General features: G+C 34.2%; 19 protein-coding genes. 3 read left to right on the top strand and 16 right to left on the bottom strand.

Annotated features, from left to right (window positions below; all coding sequences use genetic code 11):
* Positions 1-36: 36 nt before the first annotated feature.
* Positions 37-570, bottom strand: coding sequence for a hypothetical protein (locus AD60_RS04965; RefSeq protein WP_103927415.1), 534 nt, complete (start codon positions 568-570; stop codon positions 37-39).
* 146 nt (positions 571-716) lie between these two features.
* Between AD60_RS04965 and AD60_RS04960 the strand changes: the two genes are divergently transcribed.
* Complete coding sequence (locus AD60_RS04960; protein WP_103927414.1) at positions 717-2,321, top strand: gamma-glutamyltransferase family protein; 1,605 nt, start codon at positions 717-719, stop codon at positions 2,319-2,321.
* Between the two features lie 77 nt (positions 2,322-2,398).
* Positions 2,399-3,601 carry an MFS transporter gene (locus tag AD60_RS04955; protein WP_255396818.1) on the top strand — a complete coding sequence of 401 codons (1,203 nt, stop codon included), beginning with the start codon at positions 2,399-2,401 and terminating at the stop codon, positions 3,599-3,601.
* Here AD60_RS04955 and AD60_RS04950 read toward each other — a convergent pair.
* The 11 genes from AD60_RS04950 to AD60_RS04900 all read right to left on the bottom strand — a co-directional run bounded on the left by AD60_RS04950 (position 3,596) and on the right by AD60_RS04900 (position 15,388).
* A complete protein-coding gene (locus tag AD60_RS04950; protein ID WP_103927412.1) occupies positions 3,596-4,537 on the bottom strand; it encodes a ribokinase in 942 nt (313 codons plus the stop codon). The two genes, AD60_RS04955 and AD60_RS04950, sit on opposite strands and share 6 nt — an antisense overlap.
* Positions 4,538-4,594: 57 nt before the next feature.
* Positions 4,595-5,464 carry a ribose ABC transporter substrate-binding protein RbsB gene (rbsB, locus tag AD60_RS04945; RefSeq protein ID WP_103927411.1) on the bottom strand — a complete coding sequence of 290 codons (870 nt, stop codon included), beginning with the start codon at positions 5,462-5,464 and terminating at the stop codon, positions 4,595-4,597.
* 102 nt (positions 5,465-5,566) lie between these two features.
* The gene (locus AD60_RS04940; RefSeq protein WP_103927450.1) at positions 5,567-6,466 is read right to left on the bottom strand and encodes an ABC transporter permease; all 900 of its coding nucleotides are present in this window, start codon (positions 6,464-6,466) and stop codon (positions 5,567-5,569) included.
* A 16-nt stretch (positions 6,467-6,482) separates the two neighbouring features.
* The gene (locus tag AD60_RS04935; RefSeq protein ID WP_103927410.1) at positions 6,483-7,973 is read right to left on the bottom strand and encodes a sugar ABC transporter ATP-binding protein; all 1,491 of its coding nucleotides are present in this window, start codon (positions 7,971-7,973) and stop codon (positions 6,483-6,485) included.
* Complete coding sequence (rbsD, locus tag AD60_RS04930) at positions 7,973-8,368, bottom strand: D-ribose pyranase (protein ID WP_103927409.1); 396 nt, start codon at positions 8,366-8,368, stop codon at positions 7,973-7,975. Before rbsD ends, AD60_RS04935 begins: the two co-directional genes overlap by 1 nt.
* A 1-nt stretch (position 8,369) precedes the next feature.
* Positions 8,370-9,353 carry a LacI family DNA-binding transcriptional regulator gene (locus AD60_RS04925; protein WP_103927408.1) on the bottom strand — a complete coding sequence of 328 codons (984 nt, stop codon included), beginning with the start codon at positions 9,351-9,353 and terminating at the stop codon, positions 8,370-8,372.
* Positions 9,354-9,517: 164 nt separating this feature from the next.
* Positions 9,518-10,390, bottom strand: coding sequence for an ABC transporter permease (locus AD60_RS04920; protein ID WP_103927407.1), 873 nt, complete (start codon positions 10,388-10,390; stop codon positions 9,518-9,520).
* A gap of 16 nt (positions 10,391-10,406) precedes the next feature.
* Positions 10,407-11,462 carry an ABC transporter permease gene (locus AD60_RS04915; protein WP_103927406.1) on the bottom strand — a complete coding sequence of 352 codons (1,056 nt, stop codon included), beginning with the start codon at positions 11,460-11,462 and terminating at the stop codon, positions 10,407-10,409.
* Positions 11,459-12,973, bottom strand: a complete 1,515-nt coding sequence (locus tag AD60_RS04910) for an ABC transporter ATP-binding protein (protein ID WP_103927405.1) — start codon at positions 12,971-12,973, stop codon at positions 11,459-11,461. Before AD60_RS04910 ends, AD60_RS04915 begins: the two co-directional genes overlap by 4 nt.
* A 20-nt stretch (positions 12,974-12,993) precedes the next feature.
* The gene (locus tag AD60_RS04905; protein ID WP_103876540.1) at positions 12,994-13,989 is read right to left on the bottom strand and encodes a BMP family ABC transporter substrate-binding protein; all 996 of its coding nucleotides are present in this window, start codon (positions 13,987-13,989) and stop codon (positions 12,994-12,996) included.
* A 22-nt stretch (positions 13,990-14,011) separates the two neighbouring features.
* On the bottom strand, positions 14,012-15,388 hold the full coding sequence (locus AD60_RS04900; protein WP_103876539.1) for an ADP-ribosylglycohydrolase family protein: 1,377 nt from the start codon (positions 15,386-15,388) through the stop codon (positions 14,012-14,014).
* Positions 15,389-15,475: 87 nt separating this feature from the next.
* Between AD60_RS04900 and AD60_RS04895 the strand changes: the two genes are divergently transcribed.
* Positions 15,476-16,186: a glycerophosphodiester phosphodiesterase family protein gene (locus tag AD60_RS04895; protein ID WP_103876538.1), complete on the top strand. Its 711-nt coding sequence runs from the start codon at positions 15,476-15,478 to the stop codon at positions 16,184-16,186.
* Here AD60_RS04895 and AD60_RS04890 read toward each other — a convergent pair.
* The 4 genes from AD60_RS04890 to AD60_RS04875 are packed head-to-tail and all read right to left on the bottom strand — an operon-like array spanning position 16,183 to position 19,677.
* A complete protein-coding gene (locus AD60_RS04890; RefSeq protein ID WP_103876537.1) occupies positions 16,183-17,070 on the bottom strand; it encodes a radical SAM protein in 888 nt (295 codons plus the stop codon). The two genes, AD60_RS04895 and AD60_RS04890, sit on opposite strands and share 4 nt — an antisense overlap.
* A 44-nt stretch (positions 17,071-17,114) precedes the next feature.
* Positions 17,115-17,402: a hypothetical protein gene (locus AD60_RS04885; RefSeq protein WP_103876536.1), complete on the bottom strand. Its 288-nt coding sequence runs from the start codon at positions 17,400-17,402 to the stop codon at positions 17,115-17,117.
* 1 nt (position 17,403) lies between these two features.
* Positions 17,404-18,375 (bottom strand): DUF4899 domain-containing protein, encoded by a 972-nt coding sequence (locus AD60_RS04880; protein ID WP_103876535.1) that lies wholly within the window; start codon positions 18,373-18,375, stop codon positions 17,404-17,406.
* Between the two features lie 45 nt (positions 18,376-18,420).
* Positions 18,421-19,677 carry a glucose-1-phosphate adenylyltransferase gene (locus tag AD60_RS04875; RefSeq protein WP_103876534.1) on the bottom strand — a complete coding sequence of 419 codons (1,257 nt, stop codon included), beginning with the start codon at positions 19,675-19,677 and terminating at the stop codon, positions 18,421-18,423.
* Between the last annotated feature and the right edge of the window lie 2 nt (positions 19,678-19,679).

The raw sequence follows: 19,679 nt of genomic DNA, 5'->3' as shown, positions 1-19,679 counted from the left end.
TTCTATAGTTGATTATATCATATTTATTTTATATCTCTAAGAAAAAATAAAAACATTTTGTTGAATTTCAATTAAATCTGGTGTATTTTGTTTAAAAAGTTTAATAGAAACTATGGAATCTAACCTACTGTTTTTCTGAACAAACTTATTTGTTATATCAATTTTATAAGAGTAATCGTTTTTATAATTTTTATTTTTGACGTTTGGATCAGATTTGATCAATTTGTCAGAAAGATTTTTAGATCGGTTATGGGATGTGCTTTCCATAGAGTTAAGATCTGAACTGTAGTCTTGATTATAGTATAGATCATTTAATTCTTTTATTTTTATAGTGTGATCATCTGTAAAAGCTAAATAATATACACCTATAGTAATCGTTGATTTTTCTTTTTGGTCCACTTCCGCCTGACTAATCAATTCTAATAAATTGAGATTACCATGAGTAGCAGAAGTTAAAGACAAGTTATCCAAATCTGGTAATCTAGCGTAAGATGTGTTACTTGCGAAAGATGAAAATACGAACAATAAAAAAATTAATAATATACTAGTAAACTTTGTTGCTTTTATCATAATTACGTCACCTCCTGAAATTAACCCGTTAAACTATTTATAGAAATCTAGAACTTTGTATATATGCTCCGCATTAATTTGTTTGATTCTAATGATATAATAGATTACATTCCTTAAAATCAGATTAAAAGAAAGGAGTAGTTCGAATGTTTGATCCCTTAAAATTTGCTTATCCTTCAAAAAGGATTCCTGTTTATGCAAAAAACGGAATGGTGGCAACAACAAATCCATTAGCTTCTGAGATAGGTGTAGAAATTTTAAAAAAAGGTGGAAATGCTGTTGATGCAGCTGTTGCAGTGGCAGCAAGCTTGACAGTTTTAGAACCTACTTCCAACGGTATAGGTAGCGATGCATTCGCTATACTTTACAAAGAAGGTAAATTATATGGGTTGAATTCCAGTGGATACGCTCCAAAAAATCTCACCTTAGAATTAATGAAAGAAAAAGGGTTTGAAAAAATCCCTCCATATGGATGGGAATCAGTTACTATTCCAGGTGCTCCAGCTGCCTGGGCAACTTTGTCTGATAGATTTGGTGACCTCCCTTTTGAAGATTTGATAGAACCATCCATCAAATATGCAAGTGAAGGTTTCCCTGTTTCGCCTGTAACGGCCAAATCATGGCAGAACGCTTTTAAAAGGTATAAAAAAGAGTTGAAGGGCGAAATTTTTAAAAATTGGTTTGAAGTGTTCGCCCCTAATGGGAACGCTCCCGATGTTGGAGAAATTTGGAAATCAACTTATCACGCAGAGACTTTGAAATCAATTGCAGATACAAAGGCAAAAAGTTTTTATTCAGGAGAATTAGCTCAAAAGATGTTAAGTTTTTCAAAAAAGACAGGAGGTTACTTTTGTCAGGAAGATTTGGAAAGTTTTGAACCTATATGGGTGGAACCGCTTAGTGTAAATTACAGAGGATTTGACATATGGGAATTACCACCAAATGGACAAGGTATAATTGTTTTGATGGCTTTGAACATACTAAAAGGATTTGAAATGAAATGTAAAGAAGATCCAGAAAGTTATCACAAACAAATAGAAGCTTTAAAGTTGGCTTTTAGCGATGGTTTAAAATATATTACGGATATAGACGATATGAAAGTATCTGTAGAATCGCTTTTATCTGAGGAATATGCAAAACAAAGAAGAAAGCTTATAAGCGAAGATGCACTGTTACCACAAGCAGGAAATCCGTATTCTGGAGGAACGGTTTACTTTGCAACTGCGGATAAAGATGGAAATATGGTTTCTTACATTCAAAGTAACTATATGGGATTTGGTTCTGGAATAGTGGTTCCAAATACGGGTATAAGTCTTCAAAACAGAGGAACAAGTTTTTCTTTGAATGAAGAGGATCACAACTGTTTAAAACCATTAAAAAGACCATATCATACCATTATTCCCGGTTTTATAACCAAAGACAAAAAAGCAATAGGGCCTTTTGGAGTTATGGGAGGGTATATGCAACCACAGGGCCATATACAATTCCTTAATAATTTTATCGATTTTCATTTGAATCCTCAAGCAGCTTTGGATGCACCAAGATGGCAGTGGGTGAAAGACAAAGAAATTATGGTAGAAAAAGAATTTTCAAAGCATATACTTGAGTCTTTAATAGATAAAGGTCATCAAATAGAAATTTCATTAAATTCTTCTAATTTTGGAAGGGGACAATTTATATATAAAACAGAGGATGGTGTACTGATAGGGGGCACCGAACCAAGAGCCGATAGTCACATATCTTGCTTTTAAAAGAAATTTAATGAAAATTCCAAAAAGATTCTAAATAATGGTGGTACAATATAGTTAGACAAGCTAACTATATTGAGGTGAGTAAACTGACACAAAAGGTTATTAATTTGCTCATTTTTTCCTCCATAAGTAGCTCTTTTTGGGCAATTTATAGGGTTGTATTTAATTTATTTTTAAGAGATTTGGGTTATACGAACCAGTTCATTGGCCGAATGACCTCTTTTGAAATGTTGGGGGCTGCTATCTTAGGGATTTTAATAGGAATTCTTGGGGATAGAGTCGGAAAGAAAAAAATGATCATTATATCTTCTCTAAGTTTTGGCATTCTATTGTTGATAAGAAGTACTTTTCCTTATGAAAATATTTTATTAGTCCTTGGATTCTTGAACGGTGGATTTATGACTTCTAGAAGGTTGCTCTTGGATTCTTATTTGATGGATGTTACAGATAGTTCAACCCGGGGGGCTGCTTTTGGATATAATTTTGCTATTTTTATGGCTAGTGGTGTTTTAGGGAACTTCATAGGTGGTTTTATGGGAGAATATTTGGGTTTAAGGTTAACTCTATATATAACAGGGGTATGTTATGCCATATCACCCATATTATTAAGAAAATTACCCGAAAGCGTTAGAGATAAAAGAGTTACCCTTAAAAAAGTTTTAGATTTTTCCCAGTACAACAAAGAAGAAAAATACATTTTGAAGTACTATCTTTTAAGAACAGCAGCGATATCTTTTGGAGCAGGACTGTTTGTCAATTTTGGGAATATTATATACAAGGACCTGTTCAACATGTCTCCTTCTTTGATAGGTATATCTTTATCAATTGCACAATTTGGAGCAGCCGCAGGCTCTGCCGTTTCGCCACTGCTTGGAAAAAAGTTCGGTCCTTTTAAATATACATTCATTTTAAATGGGATAGTTATTCCGTTGATTATAAGTTTAGGTTTTATTCGAAACCCTTTTATTTTTATTGGTATTTACGCTTTAAGGTTTACTTTCACTAATATGACTAACCCCGTCGAAACATCATCTGTTTTGAGTGCCCTTCCAAAAAATAGAGTAACATCGATATATAGCCTTAGGAACGCTGCTAATTTTTTGACAAGGTCTTTGGCTGCATTTATATTCGGAATAGTAAGTGTATTGCCAAGTGGTTATACCTACTTGTTTTTAATTAGCTCCGTGTTTTATACTACTGCACTAATTTTCATGTATAAACTATTCGTGCCTTTAAGAAAAAATGGCGTTTTACATCAGTTGTACAGTAATAATTCATGACAGGGGCTTTAATACCTCTTCTCTTTTTGGGATCGAAGACTGGGCTCCTTTTCTTTCAACAGAGATTGCAGCAGCGGTATTGGCAAAATTAAGGCTTTTCTGTAAATCCTTTGTTTCTGAAAAAGCTACAGCAAAAGCACCATTGAAGATATCTCCTGCTCCCGTACTATCAACTGCGTTTACTTTTAGAGGCTTAATTTTCCCAAAGTTTTCATCTTTGTCGATGTATACAACACCTTTATCTCCCATTTTCAAAATCAAATTTTTTACCTTACTAATTCTTTTAAATTCAAGCATTGATTTACCTAGATTGTATTCATCGAAATCTATACTTATCTGCCGTGAGGCTGTTTTCCTTTCTTTTTCACAAAGGAACATAAACTCTTTACTGTTAGGAGTTAAAAAATCTATATCGTTTAAACTTTCTATCCTTGTACTTCCAACAGGGGCTGGATCGTATATGATAGTTATTCCTTTTTCTTTTAATTTAGAAATAGCATACTCCACGCTGTGCATGGGAATTTCATTCTGCAATAAACAAATATCTATTTCATCACCATATTTATCAAAAAACTTATCTATTTTATTTCTATCTACATTATCGTTAGCACCTGAGAAAATAATTATTCTATTCTCACCACTTTTATCAACCTCTATATATGCCCTACCAGTTTTTTCGTTCTTTTGCACATAATAACCTTCGATTTTATACTTTTTAAAATTTTGTGAAATTTGGTTGCCATACTCGTCATCACCTAAGCAACTACAAAAGTAAACAGGCTTTTCAGATAACTTAGCGGCTGCAACGGCTTGATTCGCCCCTTTGCCACCAAAATAAAAATCTAATGAAAGGGCCTTCTGAGTTTCTCCGGGAAGTGTAAAATGTTCAACGTTGAATACTATATCCATGTTACTGCTACCAATTACAGCGATCATTAGACTTTCTCTCCTTTGAATAGTTTCAGTAAAAGGGGCATAAAGCCCCCTTTTAAGTTATTCTGTTACTAGTTGAAGTGGGACAGGGAAGTAAATTGTTCCTGTACTCAAATATTCATAAGCTTTTTCAACTGCCATCTCTCCCATTGTGTAGGGTTGTTGAGCTATGGTTGCACTAAGTTCACCCTTTTCAACAGAAGCTAATGCATCGGGAGTCGCATCAAATCCCACTACTATTATATCTTGTAACTTACCAGCAGCCTTTATTGCTTCCAATGCCCCTAAAGCCATTTCATCGTTATGGGCAAAAACGGCGTTTACATCAGGATATGCCTGAAGTAGATTTTCCATAACGGTTAATCCTTCTGCCCTGTTGTAGTTTGCGGTTTGTCTGGCTACCACTTTAATATCAGGATGTTTCGATATTTCTTCGTTGAAACCTTGACCTCTTTCTCTTGCAGAAGAAGTTCCGGGTACTCCGACCAATTCTATAACTTTTCCTTTTCCTCCTAATTGTTCGGCAATAAAGCTACCTGCCATTCTTCCTCCAGCAACGTTGTCTGAAGCTATATGGAGAAGAACTTTTCCTCCATTTGCACTTCTATCAACAGTTATTACGGGGATTTTAGCGTCGTTTGCTTCTTCAATAGCTGATACAATAGCATCACTGTCGGTGGGATTTACTAAAATCATGTCTACTCTCTGTAATATCAAATCTTCTACATCGTTTAGTTGTTTTGCGGGATTATCTCTAGCATCGACTACCAATAGTTCTATCCCTAATTCATTAGCTTTATCTTCTGCACCGTTGGCTAAATCGACAAAAAACGGGTTGTTTAACGTTGAAACCGATAAACCTATCTTTACACCAAAACTAAACGTTGAAACGAACAACACTAACAAAACAAATACTAGTACCTTTCTCATCTTTTTCTACCTCCTTTGATATGTTTTTCTCAGCGCCCTCCCCCCGCTCCCCTCCCAAAAGGAAAGTGGAAGCATTATCCCTTCGCCTATCGAAAAATGTTTTTATTCTTCTTTTTCCGAAAGAACAGCTAAAAGTATTATGACTCCTTTAACTAAATCTTGATAAAATGGGGAAATATTCATTAAATTCATTCCGTTGTTAATTGTTCCCAGAAGAAGAGCACCAAACAGAGTTCCTAACACTGCGCCTTTTCCTCCAGCTAAACTAGCTCCACCTAAAACGACTGTTGCTATCGCGTCAAGTTCATACCCTTGTCCAAATGTGGCTTGAGCACTGTTCAACCTTGCTGTCAAAATTATGGCGCTTATCGCACTAAAAAGTCCACTCAACATGTAAACAATGGTTTTATATCTATCCACGTTTACTCCACTGAGTTTTGTTGCTTCCTCATTTCCCCCAATTGCGTATATATACAATCCCAACTTTGTCTTTTTCAGTATGTAAAGGGAAAGAAAATATATACCTAACATAATCAAAATAGGCACAGGTATCCCAAATATATCCCCTCTTCCCAAAAACCTAAAACTATCTGGAAAAAGTGAGATGGGGATTCCTTCAGTATATGCTAAGGTTAAACTCCTTCCTATTGCCATTGTAGCCAAAGTTACAATGAAAGGTTGGAGTTTGCCTTTTGAGATAACAATTCCATTAAACGCCCCTATTGCTGCTCCAATTAATAATCCTACAATTATTCCTAGTAGGACTCTTCCATCTTTGACTATAGAAGCCATAACAACAGCACTAAAAGCAAAAGTTGAACCAACAGATAGATCTATTCCTCCAGAAATTATTACAAGTGTCATTCCAAAACCCATTATAGCCATTATTGAAACTTGCCTAATAACATTAACAATATTATAGAAATTAAAAAAACTGTCTGTAAAAATTGAGAGTACTACAAACAAAATGATAAAACCAACGAGGGCCGGATTTTTTCTCATAAAATCTAAGAGAGTTTTAAACAATGTCAACCAACCCCATTCCAGCTTTTAGTATATTTTCTGGTGTCATTTCTTCCTTTTCCAATAAAGCCGTTTTCCTTCCTCTGTGCATTATCATGACTCTGTCACATAGCCCCAAAATTTCTGGAATCTCTGAAGTCACTAAAATCACTCCTATGCCTTTATTAGCTAAATCGTTTATAAGCTTATAAACTTCTATTTTAGCTCCAACGTCTATTCCCCGAGTAGGTTCTACAAGGATGGCAATTTTTGGTTGTTTTAACAAAAATTTTGCTAATACCACTTTTTGTTGATTTCCACCCGATAAGTTTTTCACCTTCTGTTTATCAGATGATACTTTTATATTATATTTTTGGATTTGATTTTTAGTTTCTTCTGTAGCTTTTTTCCAATCGATATTAAAAACTGGAGCAAATTCTTCAGGATTGGGAATGGTTATGTTATCAACAACAGTCAATATCTGAACAAGTCCTTGAGACTTTCTATCCTCAGGAACCAAAACTATACCCTTTTTTAAAGCTTGCGACGGAGTCTTTAGTTCTTCTACCTTTTGGTTATCTACAATAAAGTTTTTGAAAGTTGACTTGTATGCTCCAAAAAGCCCCAATGCCAGTTCCGATTTTCCACAACCAACCAATCCTGTAATTCCAAATATTTCCCCTTCGCGAACTTCAAAAGAAACTGGGTAGACCTTACCAGGAACTTCAAATTCCTCAACTTTTAGAACAATTTTGTCTCTCACCTTATTAAATTTAGGAAACATGTCTTTTATTTCTCTTCCTACCATCATCTTTATTACTTCATCTTGGTTTAGTTCTTCTAAATTTCCAGAACCTACTAATTTACCATCTCTAAGGATGGTTACTCTATCCGCAATTTGATAAACTTCTTCAAGTTTATGAGTTATAAAAATGATAGAAATACCCTTTTCTTTAAGATCTCTCATAACCTTAAATAAAGTACGTGTCTCATGTTCGGTAATTGTAGCGGTAGGTTCATCCATCACAATAATTTTGGCTTTTGATGCTATAGCCTTAGCGATTTCCACCAACTGCTTTTCTGATACATTGAGCTTAGAAACCTTTACCTTTGGATCTATATCAAAATCAAGCATTTTAAGATATTTTTTTGCTTCAATAGCCATAGATTTAAAATCAAGATTGAAAAAATTACCTTTTTCTTTTCCTAAAAATATATTTTCAGCAACCGATATATTATCAGCAAGCATTAATTCTTGATGTATTATGGCTATTCCTCTTTTTTTGGCTTCTATGGGTGATCGAAAGATTACTTTTTCCCCATTTAAAATTATTTCTCCACTATCTGCCTGATAAATTCCCCCAAGTATTTTAATTAAAGTGCTTTTGCCAGCCCCATTTTCTCCAAGGAGGGCATGTACCTCTTTTTCTTTTAAATTGAAACTTACTTTGTCAAGGGCTAAAACCCCTGGAAAGGTTTTTGTGATATCTTTCATTTCTAATAACATTAAAAAATCACCCCTGAAATCAATATGATGTTTGAAAAGGGTGTACATTCTCCAGTTCTTATAAAAAATTTGGAATTTTTTGCTAAATCTTTAAACTCTTCATGGGATTTTTTTTCTATCTCTATATTTGAAAATATATCTATCACTTTTTGATAATTTTTAAGATTATTTGCCTCCATCTCATCAGCAATAATAACTTTCTCAACTTCTAATTCGTATAAAACCATTTTTATAGTATCAATAAAGTTTGGCATACCTTTATCAAAAACTAAGTCAACAAATGTAGCTTCTGTGGGTATAGGATAACCCATATCAACTATACTTAACATATCTTTATGCCCCATCGATGCAACAAAGTATGATATCTTAGAATTGAATATACCTTGCTTTTTCAAATTATCTTCTCCTCCTCGTACTTTCCCGAATTATTATCTCGTTCTCAAACTGTTTCACAGGAGTGTGATCTATTTTCTTTGAAAGTATTGTAAAGATCATTTCTCCAGCCGTTTTTCCCATTTCATATATAGGTTGTTTTACAGTTGTTAAAGGTGGTGAGAACATTTTACTAAAGGCGATATCATCGTAGCCAGTGACGCTTAAATCTTTTGGAACTGTTAAACCCTTTGATTTAAAATGTTCTATAACTCCGTAAGCCAGCAAATCGTTTGCACATACCACAACGTCAGGAAGATTTTTTATCTTTTTAGCCACCGAAAGCCCTGATTCACGAGTATACTCTCCTTCATATATTTTAAAATCTATCCTATATTCATTTGCAAAATCTTGGAAGGCTCTTAATCTTTCAGTTGCACTGAATATTTCTTTTTTACCGCTTATAAATATGAATTTTCTGTGATTTGAATTGTATAAATATTCAAGTAATTTATACATTCCATTGTAGTTGTTAGAACAAACATAAGAAAATTTATTACTTTTAATGATTCTATCTATGAAAACGGTTTTTACATTTCTGCTTATGAGATTTTCAACATGGTCACCTATGCCTGAGTATAAAATCCCATCGACTTTCTTTTCAATCAATGTTTTAAATAATTTTTTTTCTTCAATAATGTTGTTATCAGAGTTGCATATCATCAAAGAAAAGCCTTTTGATCTTAGAAAATCTTCTGCCCCTCTAACTATAGTTGCAAAAAAAGGGTTGGCAATATTTGGAATGATTATCCCTATCGTCTTGGTGTATCCAACTCTTAAACTCCTGGCAAGAGAATCAGGATAATAATTCAACTTTTCAATTGCCTTTAAAACTTTTTCTTTCGTTTCTTTTTTTACTGGTAAGGAACTGTTTACCACCCTTGAAACAGTAGATATGGAAACTCCCGCTTCTTTTGCTATATCTTTTATGGTTACGTGTGTATTCATAAGAACCACCTTGTTACAATTATTATGCAAACGTTTTCGAAACAACTTAACTAAAGTATATCTCTAAATAATTTAAATTGCAAACCTGATTATGGATGATTAGAGGAAATTAGAGGGAATTATAATTAATTAACTCAATTTTTCTTTTGTTTTCTTAGTTTTATTCATTTTTCTTCTTTGCTTTTGTTGAAACTGTATAAAAATAAGACTAATAACGTAATCACATAAGGTAACATGGAAGTGATTTGTGATGGGATATTAAAGTTTTGAAGAGTGAAAGTCACACTTTCAAAAAATCCGAACAACAAAGACATTAAAAGTATTCCTAAAGGTCGACCTTTTACCAAAATTATGATAGCCAAGGATATCCATCCTCTGCCGTTTGACATATTTTCGCTGAAAAGAGTAACATAGCCTAAGGATAGGAATATTCCAGCCAGGGAAGAAAGTATACCTGAAAGTAGTATAGAGACAAACTTGATGTTATTAGGGCTAATGCCTAAAGATCTTGTTGTTTCCGGATCTTCTCCTGTTGCTCTCAGTCTGAGACCGAATTTCGTGTGAAAAATTATAACTTCTATCAACAAAGCTAAAAATATTGCTAAGTAAACAATAAAGGGATGCTTGTTCAATATTTCTGATAGTATGGGGATTTTATTTAAAATAGGTATATCCCATGTTGGAAGAGATTCGATCTTTGGGGATATGAAGGCACCTTTTACATTGAAAATATTCCTTAAAAGATACGTAGTTCCACCCAAAGCAAGCATATTTATGCCGATTCCTGTTAGAAATTCGTCCGTTTTGAGGTACAGTGCAAAAACAGAAAAAATAAGAGAAACAACAGCTCCAGAAATGGCTGCAAACAACATGCCCATTGCCCAACTTTGAAAAAGATAACTACCCAAAACTCCGAAGAAGGCACCGATGAGCATCATACCTTCCATAGCGATGTTGAACACGTTAGTGTAATAGGTAAAAGTCCCCCCCAACGCTGCAAGAAGTATAGGAGTTGCGCTGCTAAAGCTGTCTCTAATTAATAAAAAAATTATATCAGTCAGAGGATTTCACCACTCTTTTTGCTTTCAAAGAAGCCTTGATTTTATCACTGTAGTAAGATATAGTACTCCTTGTTGAGACCACTAATAAAACTATTATAGCCTGAAGAACCATTGTGAATTCAGAAGGTATGGATACCTCGAATTCCATACCTATTCCACCTGCTTTAAGAAATCCGAAGAATATGGCAAAAACTGATGTTTCAACCACTCCGTTGCCTCCAACTATGGCAAGCATTACCCCATCCCAACCATAGTTTGCTCCGATTCCTTTAATAAATCTATGTTGAGTTCCACCCAATATCAGCAGAGCCCCAGCTAACCCGGAAAGGAAACCTGTGTAAAACATAACCCAGATTAAATTTTCTTCATTTTTACATCCCCCAATCTTTGAAAAATTATAGTTGTATCCCATCATACGCCATTCGTAACCTTTTTTTAGATAAGTCACGACAAAAAATGAAACAAAGACCATAAAAATAGCTATGAAAAAACTAACATTTATTCCGTTTATAGTGGGAAGAAATAATTCTTTTCTTACCATAGGAGTAGCAGGAACGTAAGAGTTTTTATCCAAAAATGGGTATGTTGCCAGGTACAAGGTAAAGTAATCAGCTATGAAATTCAACATTAGAGTGGTTATAAATTCATCCATTTTATAATATTTTTTTAGTACACCAGCCAAACCACCATATAAACCACCAACGATACCAGAAATTAGCAAAACAATAATTATTCCTACGATTCCAGATATGGGGAGATAGTATCCCAAAAGTGCAGCGGTCAAAGCACCAACAATCAGTTGCCCTGGTTCCCCAAGGTTCACTACGTTTGAATTAAAGGCTATCGCTGCAGCCATACCCGTTAATATCAATGGAGTAGCGTTGTTTAAAGTTGAAGAAAGAGAAAACCATGAAACTAGTCCGTAATCAAATAATGCTCGATAGGCATCAATAGGCGAATTCCCCTGAAGTTTGATCAAAACCGCACCTGCAAGAAAAGATAAGGATATACCAACGATTCCTGTTAGTATTTTGTTCAAACTTTTCATAATTTAGCCCCCAACATGTATTCGCCAACTTCTTCTTTTGAGTGAATTTTGGGGTCTAATTCAGCGACTATTTCTCCTTTTCGTACAACGTATAATCTATCGCACATAGATAAAAGTTCATCTAGATCTGCAGAGATCATCAGAATCCCTTTCCCTTTTTCTCTCATCTCAAGGATAACGTTATGAACATATTCTATTGAACCAACATCTAATCCTCTTGTTGGTTGGTCCAAAAGCAAAAATGGTGCATCGAGGCTGAATTCACGAGCAACTATTAATTTCTGCTGATTACCTCCTGAGAGACTTTTAGGAACATCGTTTATACTTCTTGAAAGGATGTTGTATTGTTTGATCAGATTATTTGCAAATCTTTTAGCCTTTTTCCAATCCATGATATATTTAAATTTTGATAATTTTTCACCTAAATGGTGTGTCATGGAAAGATTTTCTGTTAAAGCAGCGTTCAAAGCTAAGCCATATCTTTTTCTATCAGCAGGAATATAACCTATTAGTCTTCTTCTTTTTCTGATGGGGAGCTCTGTGATATTTTTATTTTCTATATATATTTTTCCGTGGTGTGGATAAATTTCACCAATTATTGTTTGTACAATCTCATATTGACCATTGCCTTCGACACCTGCCAAACCCACTATCTCCCCTGATCTAATAACAATATTTATGTTTGACAATAGGTTTATCTTTGTTTTATTCGAAATAACGCTTAAATTTTCACATTTAAAAATCTCTTTACCTGGTTCTTTTGGAACTTTCTTTACTGTAAGCATAACTTCTTTACCTACCATCATTTTCGCCAATTCGCCTTTTGAGAGGTTATCGTTCTTTAAAGTTGAGATAATTTTTCCTCTTCTCATAACTGTTATAATATCTGAGATTTCCAATACTTCGTCCAATTTATGACTTATAAAAACAATGGTTTTGCCCGTATCTCTAATATTTTTTATTTCTTTGAATAGTTGCTGAGTTTCTTGAGGGGTTAATACCGCTGTTGGTTCATCAAAAATCAATGTGTCAACCTTTCTATACAACAATTTTAGGATCTCCACTTTTTGTTGAGATGCAACAGAGAGGTTAGAAGTTGTTGCTTGTAAATCAACAACTAAACTAAACTTTTTGGTAATATCTACTAACTCATTTAAAATATTTTCTTTATCTATGAAACCGAAATTTTTTGTCTTTTCTAAACCCAAAACAACATTCTCGTATACCTTAAAAGAAGGAACGAGCATAAATTCTTGGTGAACCATACCTATACCAAGTTGAATAGCTACATTGGGGTTAGCTATTTTTTGTTCTTTATTATTGATAAAGATCTCACCACTGGATGGAGGTACCATCCCGTATAAGATCTTCATCAGCGTGCTTTTTCCGGCTCCGTTTTCTCCTATAATAGAATGAATTTCTCCTTTTTCTAAGGAGAAATTCACTCCTCCCAATGCTAAAACATCAGGTGGATATACTTTATATATATCTTTCATTTGTATGTATGACATTTAGAACCACCTATGGATGATTATTCTCTATACTCTTTGACCACAATTTTTCCATCCGTAACATCTTTCTGAATCTGTAATATTTTTTCTACAGTTTCTTTAGGAAGAATCTTATATGTGTACTCATCGATTGCCAATCCTACCGCTCCGGATTTTAATCCGAGTTTGTACAACGTACCGGGTTCATATCTTCCATCTACTATGTCTTTAAAAACTAGTTCAATAGATTTTCCAACTTCTTTAAGATCGCTGGTGATCACGTGACCCGGGGCAAGACCATTTTGATTTGAATCTACGCCAATAGCATATTTCCCTACTTCTTGGGCGGCTTGTAAAACTCCCGATCCTGTTAAACTCGCGATTTGAAATATTACATCCACACCCTGAGAGTAAAGTTGTAAAGCGGCTTGTTTCCCTTTTGCAGGATCATCCCAACTCCCCACGTATATCGTTCTTACTTCAATTTCAGGATCTATGTAATGTGCTCCTTGTTCATAACCATATACAAAGGATCTTATTACTATATCGTCATCTCCACCTACTGCTCCTATTAGTTTTTGGGGATTTATTCCTTCCAATTCTGTCATTGATGTAACGATACCTGCTACAACTCCAGCCATGAAAGCCCCTTCCTCTTCGATGTAATCGACGTTTGATATTATACCCTGGTCATCTTCAACTATGGTGTCAATATTTACGAAAATCTTATTTGGGAATTGTGTTGCTATGGTTTTTAATTCTTCTTCAAAGCCATAAGAGATTACGAATACAACATCTGCCCACCTCGCAGCTGTGAGTAAACTTGGATAATAGAGCGAAGGATCAAAGTTGCATTCAATTACCCTTGTTTGAACCCCATAATCATTTTCCAGTTGTTTGATGCCAGCGTAACCGGAATCATAAAAGGATTGATCCCCAAGGGAACCGTTTATTACGTAAGCAACCTTTTGTGGCACTGCAAAAACTGTGAAAGAAAAGAGAATAACAATGAACATAAAAAATGTGAATCTTTTCATATTTTACACCTCCCCTTGCGATTTATTTGTACCCTTTTTGGGCACTTAATTGAAATGTCCATTCTGCCAATGTAGATATTTTTATCTTTGAGAAATCTGGTAAATAGGTTTCCAACGTGTCTTTCAAAGGGTCTGACCAATAAGAAGGAAAATCATTTGCACCATATATTATACCCAATATCGTACCTGCCTCCCCGGCATTACAATCAACGTCATAACCGAAAGAAGACACGATTTTCATCGTTTTATCAAAATCCCCTTCTCCAAACCACAGAGAAGTTAAAACCGAGGCGGTATTGGGATAAAGATGAACCCAATTATACTTTTTAAAATCCTCCTCTGTTTTTCTAAGGACGTTGATCCAATCATGATTTGCTTTACAATATTTTACTACATTATCTACGACTTTTTTAAATTCAGTATTTTTGGGGATATAATCCAATGATTTTTCAATGATTTTTCTTGGATCTTTTTCAGAAAAAGCCAAAGATGTCATGACTGCACTATGTATGCCGCCGTATATACCATTACCATTATGGGATACTTGTGAATCTATGAAAGCTAACTTGGCTGCATTGTATGGATCGCCAGGTCGCAATAAACCATGAACCATGCATCTCATCTGTGCTCCTATCCATTCTTGAAATGGGTTATTAAAAGATCCTGACTTGGGTGGAAATATTCCTCTTTTGATATTTTCAAGGGCTATCAACTCAGCACTCCATCCAAAAGGTATGTACGATATCCAATTTGTTGCTAAATCTTTTGAAGAGATCTTTTCCCCTTTCTCTTCGTAAGTTTTGAGAAAAATCAATTCATAGGTTACATCATCGTTAATCGTTGAAACCTCACCTATGTAAGTACCCAATTGATCAGGATATGTTTCTTCCAACGCATCATGGGTATATCCTTCAATTTTGGTTCCCATAGATCCACCTGCAAGTTGACCTAACCAACCACCATGAATCTTGTCTTTTAGATTGTCAATATTGTTAGACTTTTGCTTAGGAAAAGAGATAGAGAGTTCGTTCCAGTCCAAAGGTCTATCATATTTTTCATATTCGTTATTGTCTAATGAATTGGCTTTAGAAAGGGAAAAGAAAATTTCTGAGGTTATAGCCTTTAATTTAGAGTAATCTTTATTTTCTAATGCTTCGAAGCCTTTATCTAGCAATAACTCCGCTTGGTTTACGTTTTTTCCCATGTTTTCTAAGGATTGGACTGCACCAACGATGAGAGATTCTGGAGCGTTAGAACCTGGAACTTTACTCTCCCAAAGGGTTATTAATGTCTCTTTTGGGAAAACGTTCATTTTTTCTACATCTTCCCATTTTTCGAAGTGATCTTTTTTTGGTTTTGCGTTTCTTCTTCTATTAAATTCGTTTTCCCATGCCTTCATAATTTTTCCCCTTTCTTGGAACAAGAAATGCTCTAATGATATAATTATTTTATCACATTACTTGCCTAGGAGGATGATTAAAAAATTATGAATGAATTTGTGATTTTGGGGCATAGGGGTTACAGGGCAAAATTTGTCGAAAATACGATAGAAGCCTTTAAAAAAGCGAGAGAGTATGGCGCCGACGGGATTGAATATGATTCGAGATTAACTAAAGATGGAACCTTGGTTGTTCTTCATGACGATAGCATTGACAACAGAAAGTTGAAGGAATTAACTTACGAGGAGTTAAAGCAAATACGTTTTAAAAATAGACAGACCATTCCAACAGTCGAAGAAGTTATATCTAATTTAGATGACCAAGCTCTTCTTAATTTGGAAATCAAAGAGGTTGAAGCGGCTTTTCCTTCTTACGAAATTACTAAAAGAATGAATGCACTTGAGCGAACCCTGTTTTCTTCTTTTAAAATTGAAGCTTTGAGAAAGGTCAGAAGTTTAGATAAAAGTGCAAAGATTGGATTACTGATTGAATATGATACTTTAAATTACGTAGATGAATTGAATAAGGAGATAAATCTTTATTCTTTGAATCTTTGGATAAATGCTTTAAAAGAAAATATAGAACTTTCTAAAGAGCTCTTGCATAAATGGAAAGAAAAAGGTTTTACGATATTTTTATGGACGGTGAATGATCCCAAGGATTTACACACATTCAAAGGTTTGTACGATGGTGTAATTACCGATGAGGTTGAAAAAATAGTTGAGGCAAGGGGACAAATTGCAAAAGAGAAACTTTAGAGATTGATGTTTCGGGGTATAGGGACGTTATATGGTTCTTCTGTTGGCTTTTCATTGTAAAAAGGACGTGTACACCACGGACATCCTGAGGTTTTTTTAGCTTCTTCAATATCTACCTCAACTTCAGGCAACTTTTGAAGGTTACCCTTTGAATCGAAAAGAAAATCAGTTTTTTCTACATCGTATTGTAGGATGATTTCTCTAGCAATCTGGATTTTTCTGTACCTAGATAAAGAAGGAGGTAAAAGGCCTTCAAATTTTGTACCCTTTATGGGGGTAAAAGAAAAAAGACTTACCAATATCTTAAACTTTTTCATTTTTAATAAAAAGTCTATAATGTTTTTGTCAGTTTCTCCTAATCCCACGATTATGTGTGTTGTAATTCTATTAGGGAACTCATTTGAAGCATTTTTGAGTATTTTTTCGTAGAATTCGTATTTACCACCTCTAATTTTTGAGAAAAGTTCCTTGTTTGCTACATCTATGGCTATTCCAACCCTATCAACGTTGTACTTTTCAAACAAGGTTCTAACTTCTTCAATATTTCTTGGCCTTATAGAAACAGATATAGGTATTTCTTTTTCTTTCAAGAAAGATAATAATTCGTTTAAGTCAGTCCAATAATCTAAAGAAGAAACAACTTGGATGCAAATACGTTTAAATTTTGCTGGGATGAAGATACTTTTAAAAGTTTCTAGAGATATTTCGGGCCATTTGATTCTTGATAATAGCTCTGCTTTACTTTGAGCGTCTCTGGCTTGTGCACAATAAGAACAGTTGAAAAGGCACTTTTCCCCGATCATGAGATAAGCTGTGTAGTTTGAAAAGTTAATTTTTCCTTTTTTTAAACCGAGTTCTACAGCTGTTGCATACGATAAACGCAAATTAAGTATTCCTCCATTCCTTCATTATTTCGATATATTTGTTATCATTCGGTGTTTTCAATGTATACAAAGTCATATCCCTCATATTCAAATACATGAATAGTTGCTTCTTTCGTTGTTGTCGATATGGAATGTTTAATTTCATAACCATTAAAAAACTCTTGAGGCGTTAACGCAAAGATTTCTTCCACTTTGTTCATTAATTCAAAAGCTTCTGTGATTTCTTTTTCCTTCAAATTTCTGTATTCAAGAATCTGATAGGTATATTGATATGAAAGTACAGAAAAGATCAACGTTGGAATCATAATGACAAAAGTCAACACAACTTTCAAATTAGAACCGTCCCAGTAGTATAACAATTAAGATTATCAAAAGTATCCCTATTATTGAGAAACCACTTATTATTAGTATATCTAATGAACCTATTTTTTTATCAGGAGGCACACTTTTATCATTTTTCATTTGGTTATAAAGATCTCCGATAATTTTTGTTTCAGTTTCATTCTCTTTTTTTTCTTGAGATTTTCTTAAAATTTGAAGCCGATTTTGGTCTACTGAAACCTTTAACTCTCTGTGAACTACCGATTTACCCAAAGCCCCATTACCTAAATCTACTTTTAAAAATATATAGTTGCTTGAAGGGATCAACTCTTTAGATATGATTTTTCCCTCGACTACTTGTCCAATTTTTTTTTCGCTTTCGTCCTTATTTTCTATTGGTAAAACAATTATAGGTTCACCTATATCCAATTTAGAAACGGAATAACCTTCTATGGGGTCTATTATTGGATAGATTTCCGTTGCATCTTTAACGTCCTCTCTGTTTAAGTATTCTTTTAAACCTTCTTCTCCTTTTTCTTTTACGGCTGATATCCAGGTTAGATCTTTATAATCAAATTTCTGTGCAACCAATTTGATCTTTGTATCTCCGGACCATTCACTTAAAATATCGCTCAAAATTGATTTTAATACATAGACGTCTTCATCTTCTATAGCCATGAAGATTTTTGTTCCTGTGATCTCAAATCTCATTTTTTTAAGCTTGCTGTAGAAGTAAGCTTTGAACTGAGTTAGAAGATTATTATTTTTTTCCTTAGACAATTGATAATACAACATATCGATGTCTGATTTGAAATCAAGATAATCTTTTGTAATATCCGGAAGGTCGACTTCTCTAAGTTGAGCCCTAGTCAACAAAAGTACATTAAAATAAGGGGTTTGAGCCTTTTTCCCAAACATATATCCCACATATGTTTCACCGGTTAAATTTGAAGTTGCTAAAAATTTTAATGCATAAAAGTCCATATTTTATCCCCTTTTTAATGTATTTTTTTCTAAAAAGTCTTTTGTTCACTTCAATATTCCTTCCCCACTTTTTATTTCTTCCACATCGTAATCTTTTAAGTCTACCTCGTTGTCTATGACGCAATTTTTTCCTATTATCATTTGGTCTTTTATCTTTGAATTGAAACCTATTACAGTTATATCTGAATTATAGATCTTTTTATCGATTTTTGATTCCGCGAATTTGCCTTTTCCTATCTCAACCGAATCACCTATAACAGTATTTTCAGCAATAACCGTTTTTTCTATATAGGAATTTTTACCGATAAATACATTATTCATTATTATGGAATCTTTTACATAAGTTCCCTTTGAAATGGTTACACCTTGAAAGATCACAGAATTTTCAACCGTTCCGTATATTTCTGAGCCTTCACTAACAAAGCTTTTTACAACACTGGCTCCTTTTGCAATGAAAGCCGGTGGTAACTCTTCAGATTGAGTGTATATCTTCCAACTTTCATCGTGAAGATCTAAAGGTGGCAGGGATGAAATTATCTCCAAATTACAGTCCATATAAGATTCTATAGTTCCAACGTCTCTCCAATAACCTTCAAAGTTGAAGGCATAAAGCATATGATTTTCTTTTAGCGATTTAGGAATTATATTTTTCCCAAAATCGTGTTCAGAAGTGTTATCTTTGGCATCTCTTATGAGAGCATCTTTTAGAAAATTCCATTTAAATACGTATATTCCTAATGAAGCCAAGGTCCCTTTTGGTTCTTTTGGTTTTTCTTGGAATTCGATTATTCTATTGAAAGGATCGGTGACCATTATACCAAATCTATGTGCCTCGCTTACTGGTACTTCCATACATGCTATTGTACCATCGGCATCTTTTTCTATATGATAATCTATTATATCGTTGTAATCCATTTTATATACATGATCCCCTGACAAAAGTAACACAAAATCAGGTTTATACCTTTCTATAAATTCGATGTTTTGATAAACCGCATCAGCTGTTCCTTGATACCAAGAAGTTCCTGATCTACTTAAATAAGGAGGCAAAATATGCAAACCTCCACCTTTTATATCCAGGTCCCACGGTTTACCTATACCCAAATGTTCTACCAACCGATGTGGCATATATTGAGTGACAACACCTACTGTATTTATATTTGAATTAACGCAATTACTTAAAGTGAAATCAATCATTCGATATTTCCCACCGAAGGGTACTGCTGGCTTTGCTAAATTGTTTGTAATTACTCCAAGTCTTGTTCCTTGACCTCCAGCTAAAATGATAGCTAAAACACGCATTT

Origin of the sequence: Petrotoga sp. SL27 (assembly GCF_002924605.1) — a bacterium.
Taxonomy (GTDB): domain Bacteria; phylum Thermotogota; class Thermotogae; order Petrotogales; family Petrotogaceae; genus Petrotoga; species Petrotoga sibirica.
The sequence above is the reverse complement of the archived record's forward strand: the minus strand, read 5'-3'. Positions and strand labels throughout refer to the sequence as shown.

Excerpts from the sequence above, each read along its gene's own strand:
- AD60_RS04905 (WP_103876540.1), bottom strand. The coding sequence starts at position 13,989 with ATGAAAAGATTCACATTTTTTATGTTCATTGTTATTCTCTTTTCTTTC.
- AD60_RS04875 (WP_103876534.1), bottom strand. The coding sequence starts at position 19,677 with ATGCGTGTTTTAGCTATCATTTTAGCTGGAGGTCAAGGAACAAGACTT.
- rbsB (WP_103927411.1), bottom strand. The coding sequence starts at position 5,464 with ATGAGAAAGGTACTAGTATTTGTTTTGTTAGTGTTGTTCGTTTCAACG.
- AD60_RS04915 (WP_103927406.1), bottom strand. The coding sequence starts at position 11,462 with ATGAAAAGTTTGAACAAAATACTAACAGGAATCGTTGGTATATCCTTA.
- AD60_RS04900 (WP_103876539.1), bottom strand. The coding sequence starts at position 15,388 with ATGAAGGCATGGGAAAACGAATTTAATAGAAGAAGAAACGCAAAACCA.
- AD60_RS04940 (WP_103927450.1), bottom strand. The coding sequence starts at position 6,466 with ATGAGAAAAAATCCGGCCCTCGTTGGTTTTATCATTTTGTTTGTAGTA.
- AD60_RS04935 (WP_103927410.1), bottom strand. The coding sequence starts at position 7,973 with ATGTTATTAGAAATGAAAGATATCACAAAAACCTTTCCAGGGGTTTTA.
- AD60_RS04895 (WP_103876538.1), top strand. The coding sequence starts at position 15,476 with ATGAATGAATTTGTGATTTTGGGGCATAGGGGTTACAGGGCAAAATTT.
- AD60_RS04925 (WP_103927408.1), bottom strand. The coding sequence starts at position 9,353 with ATGAATACACACGTAACCATAAAAGATATAGCAAAAGAAGCGGGAGTT.
- AD60_RS04880 (WP_103876535.1), bottom strand. The coding sequence starts at position 18,375 with ATGGACTTTTATGCATTAAAATTTTTAGCAACTTCAAATTTAACCGGT.
- AD60_RS04960 (WP_103927414.1), top strand. The coding sequence starts at position 717 with ATGTTTGATCCCTTAAAATTTGCTTATCCTTCAAAAAGGATTCCTGTT.
- AD60_RS04950 (WP_103927412.1), bottom strand. The coding sequence starts at position 4,537 with ATGATCGCTGTAATTGGTAGCAGTAACATGGATATAGTATTCAACGTT.
- AD60_RS04910 (WP_103927405.1), bottom strand. The coding sequence starts at position 12,973 with ATGTCATACATACAAATGAAAGATATATATAAAGTATATCCACCTGAT.
- AD60_RS04965 (WP_103927415.1), bottom strand. The coding sequence starts at position 570 with ATGATAAAAGCAACAAAGTTTACTAGTATATTATTAATTTTTTTATTG.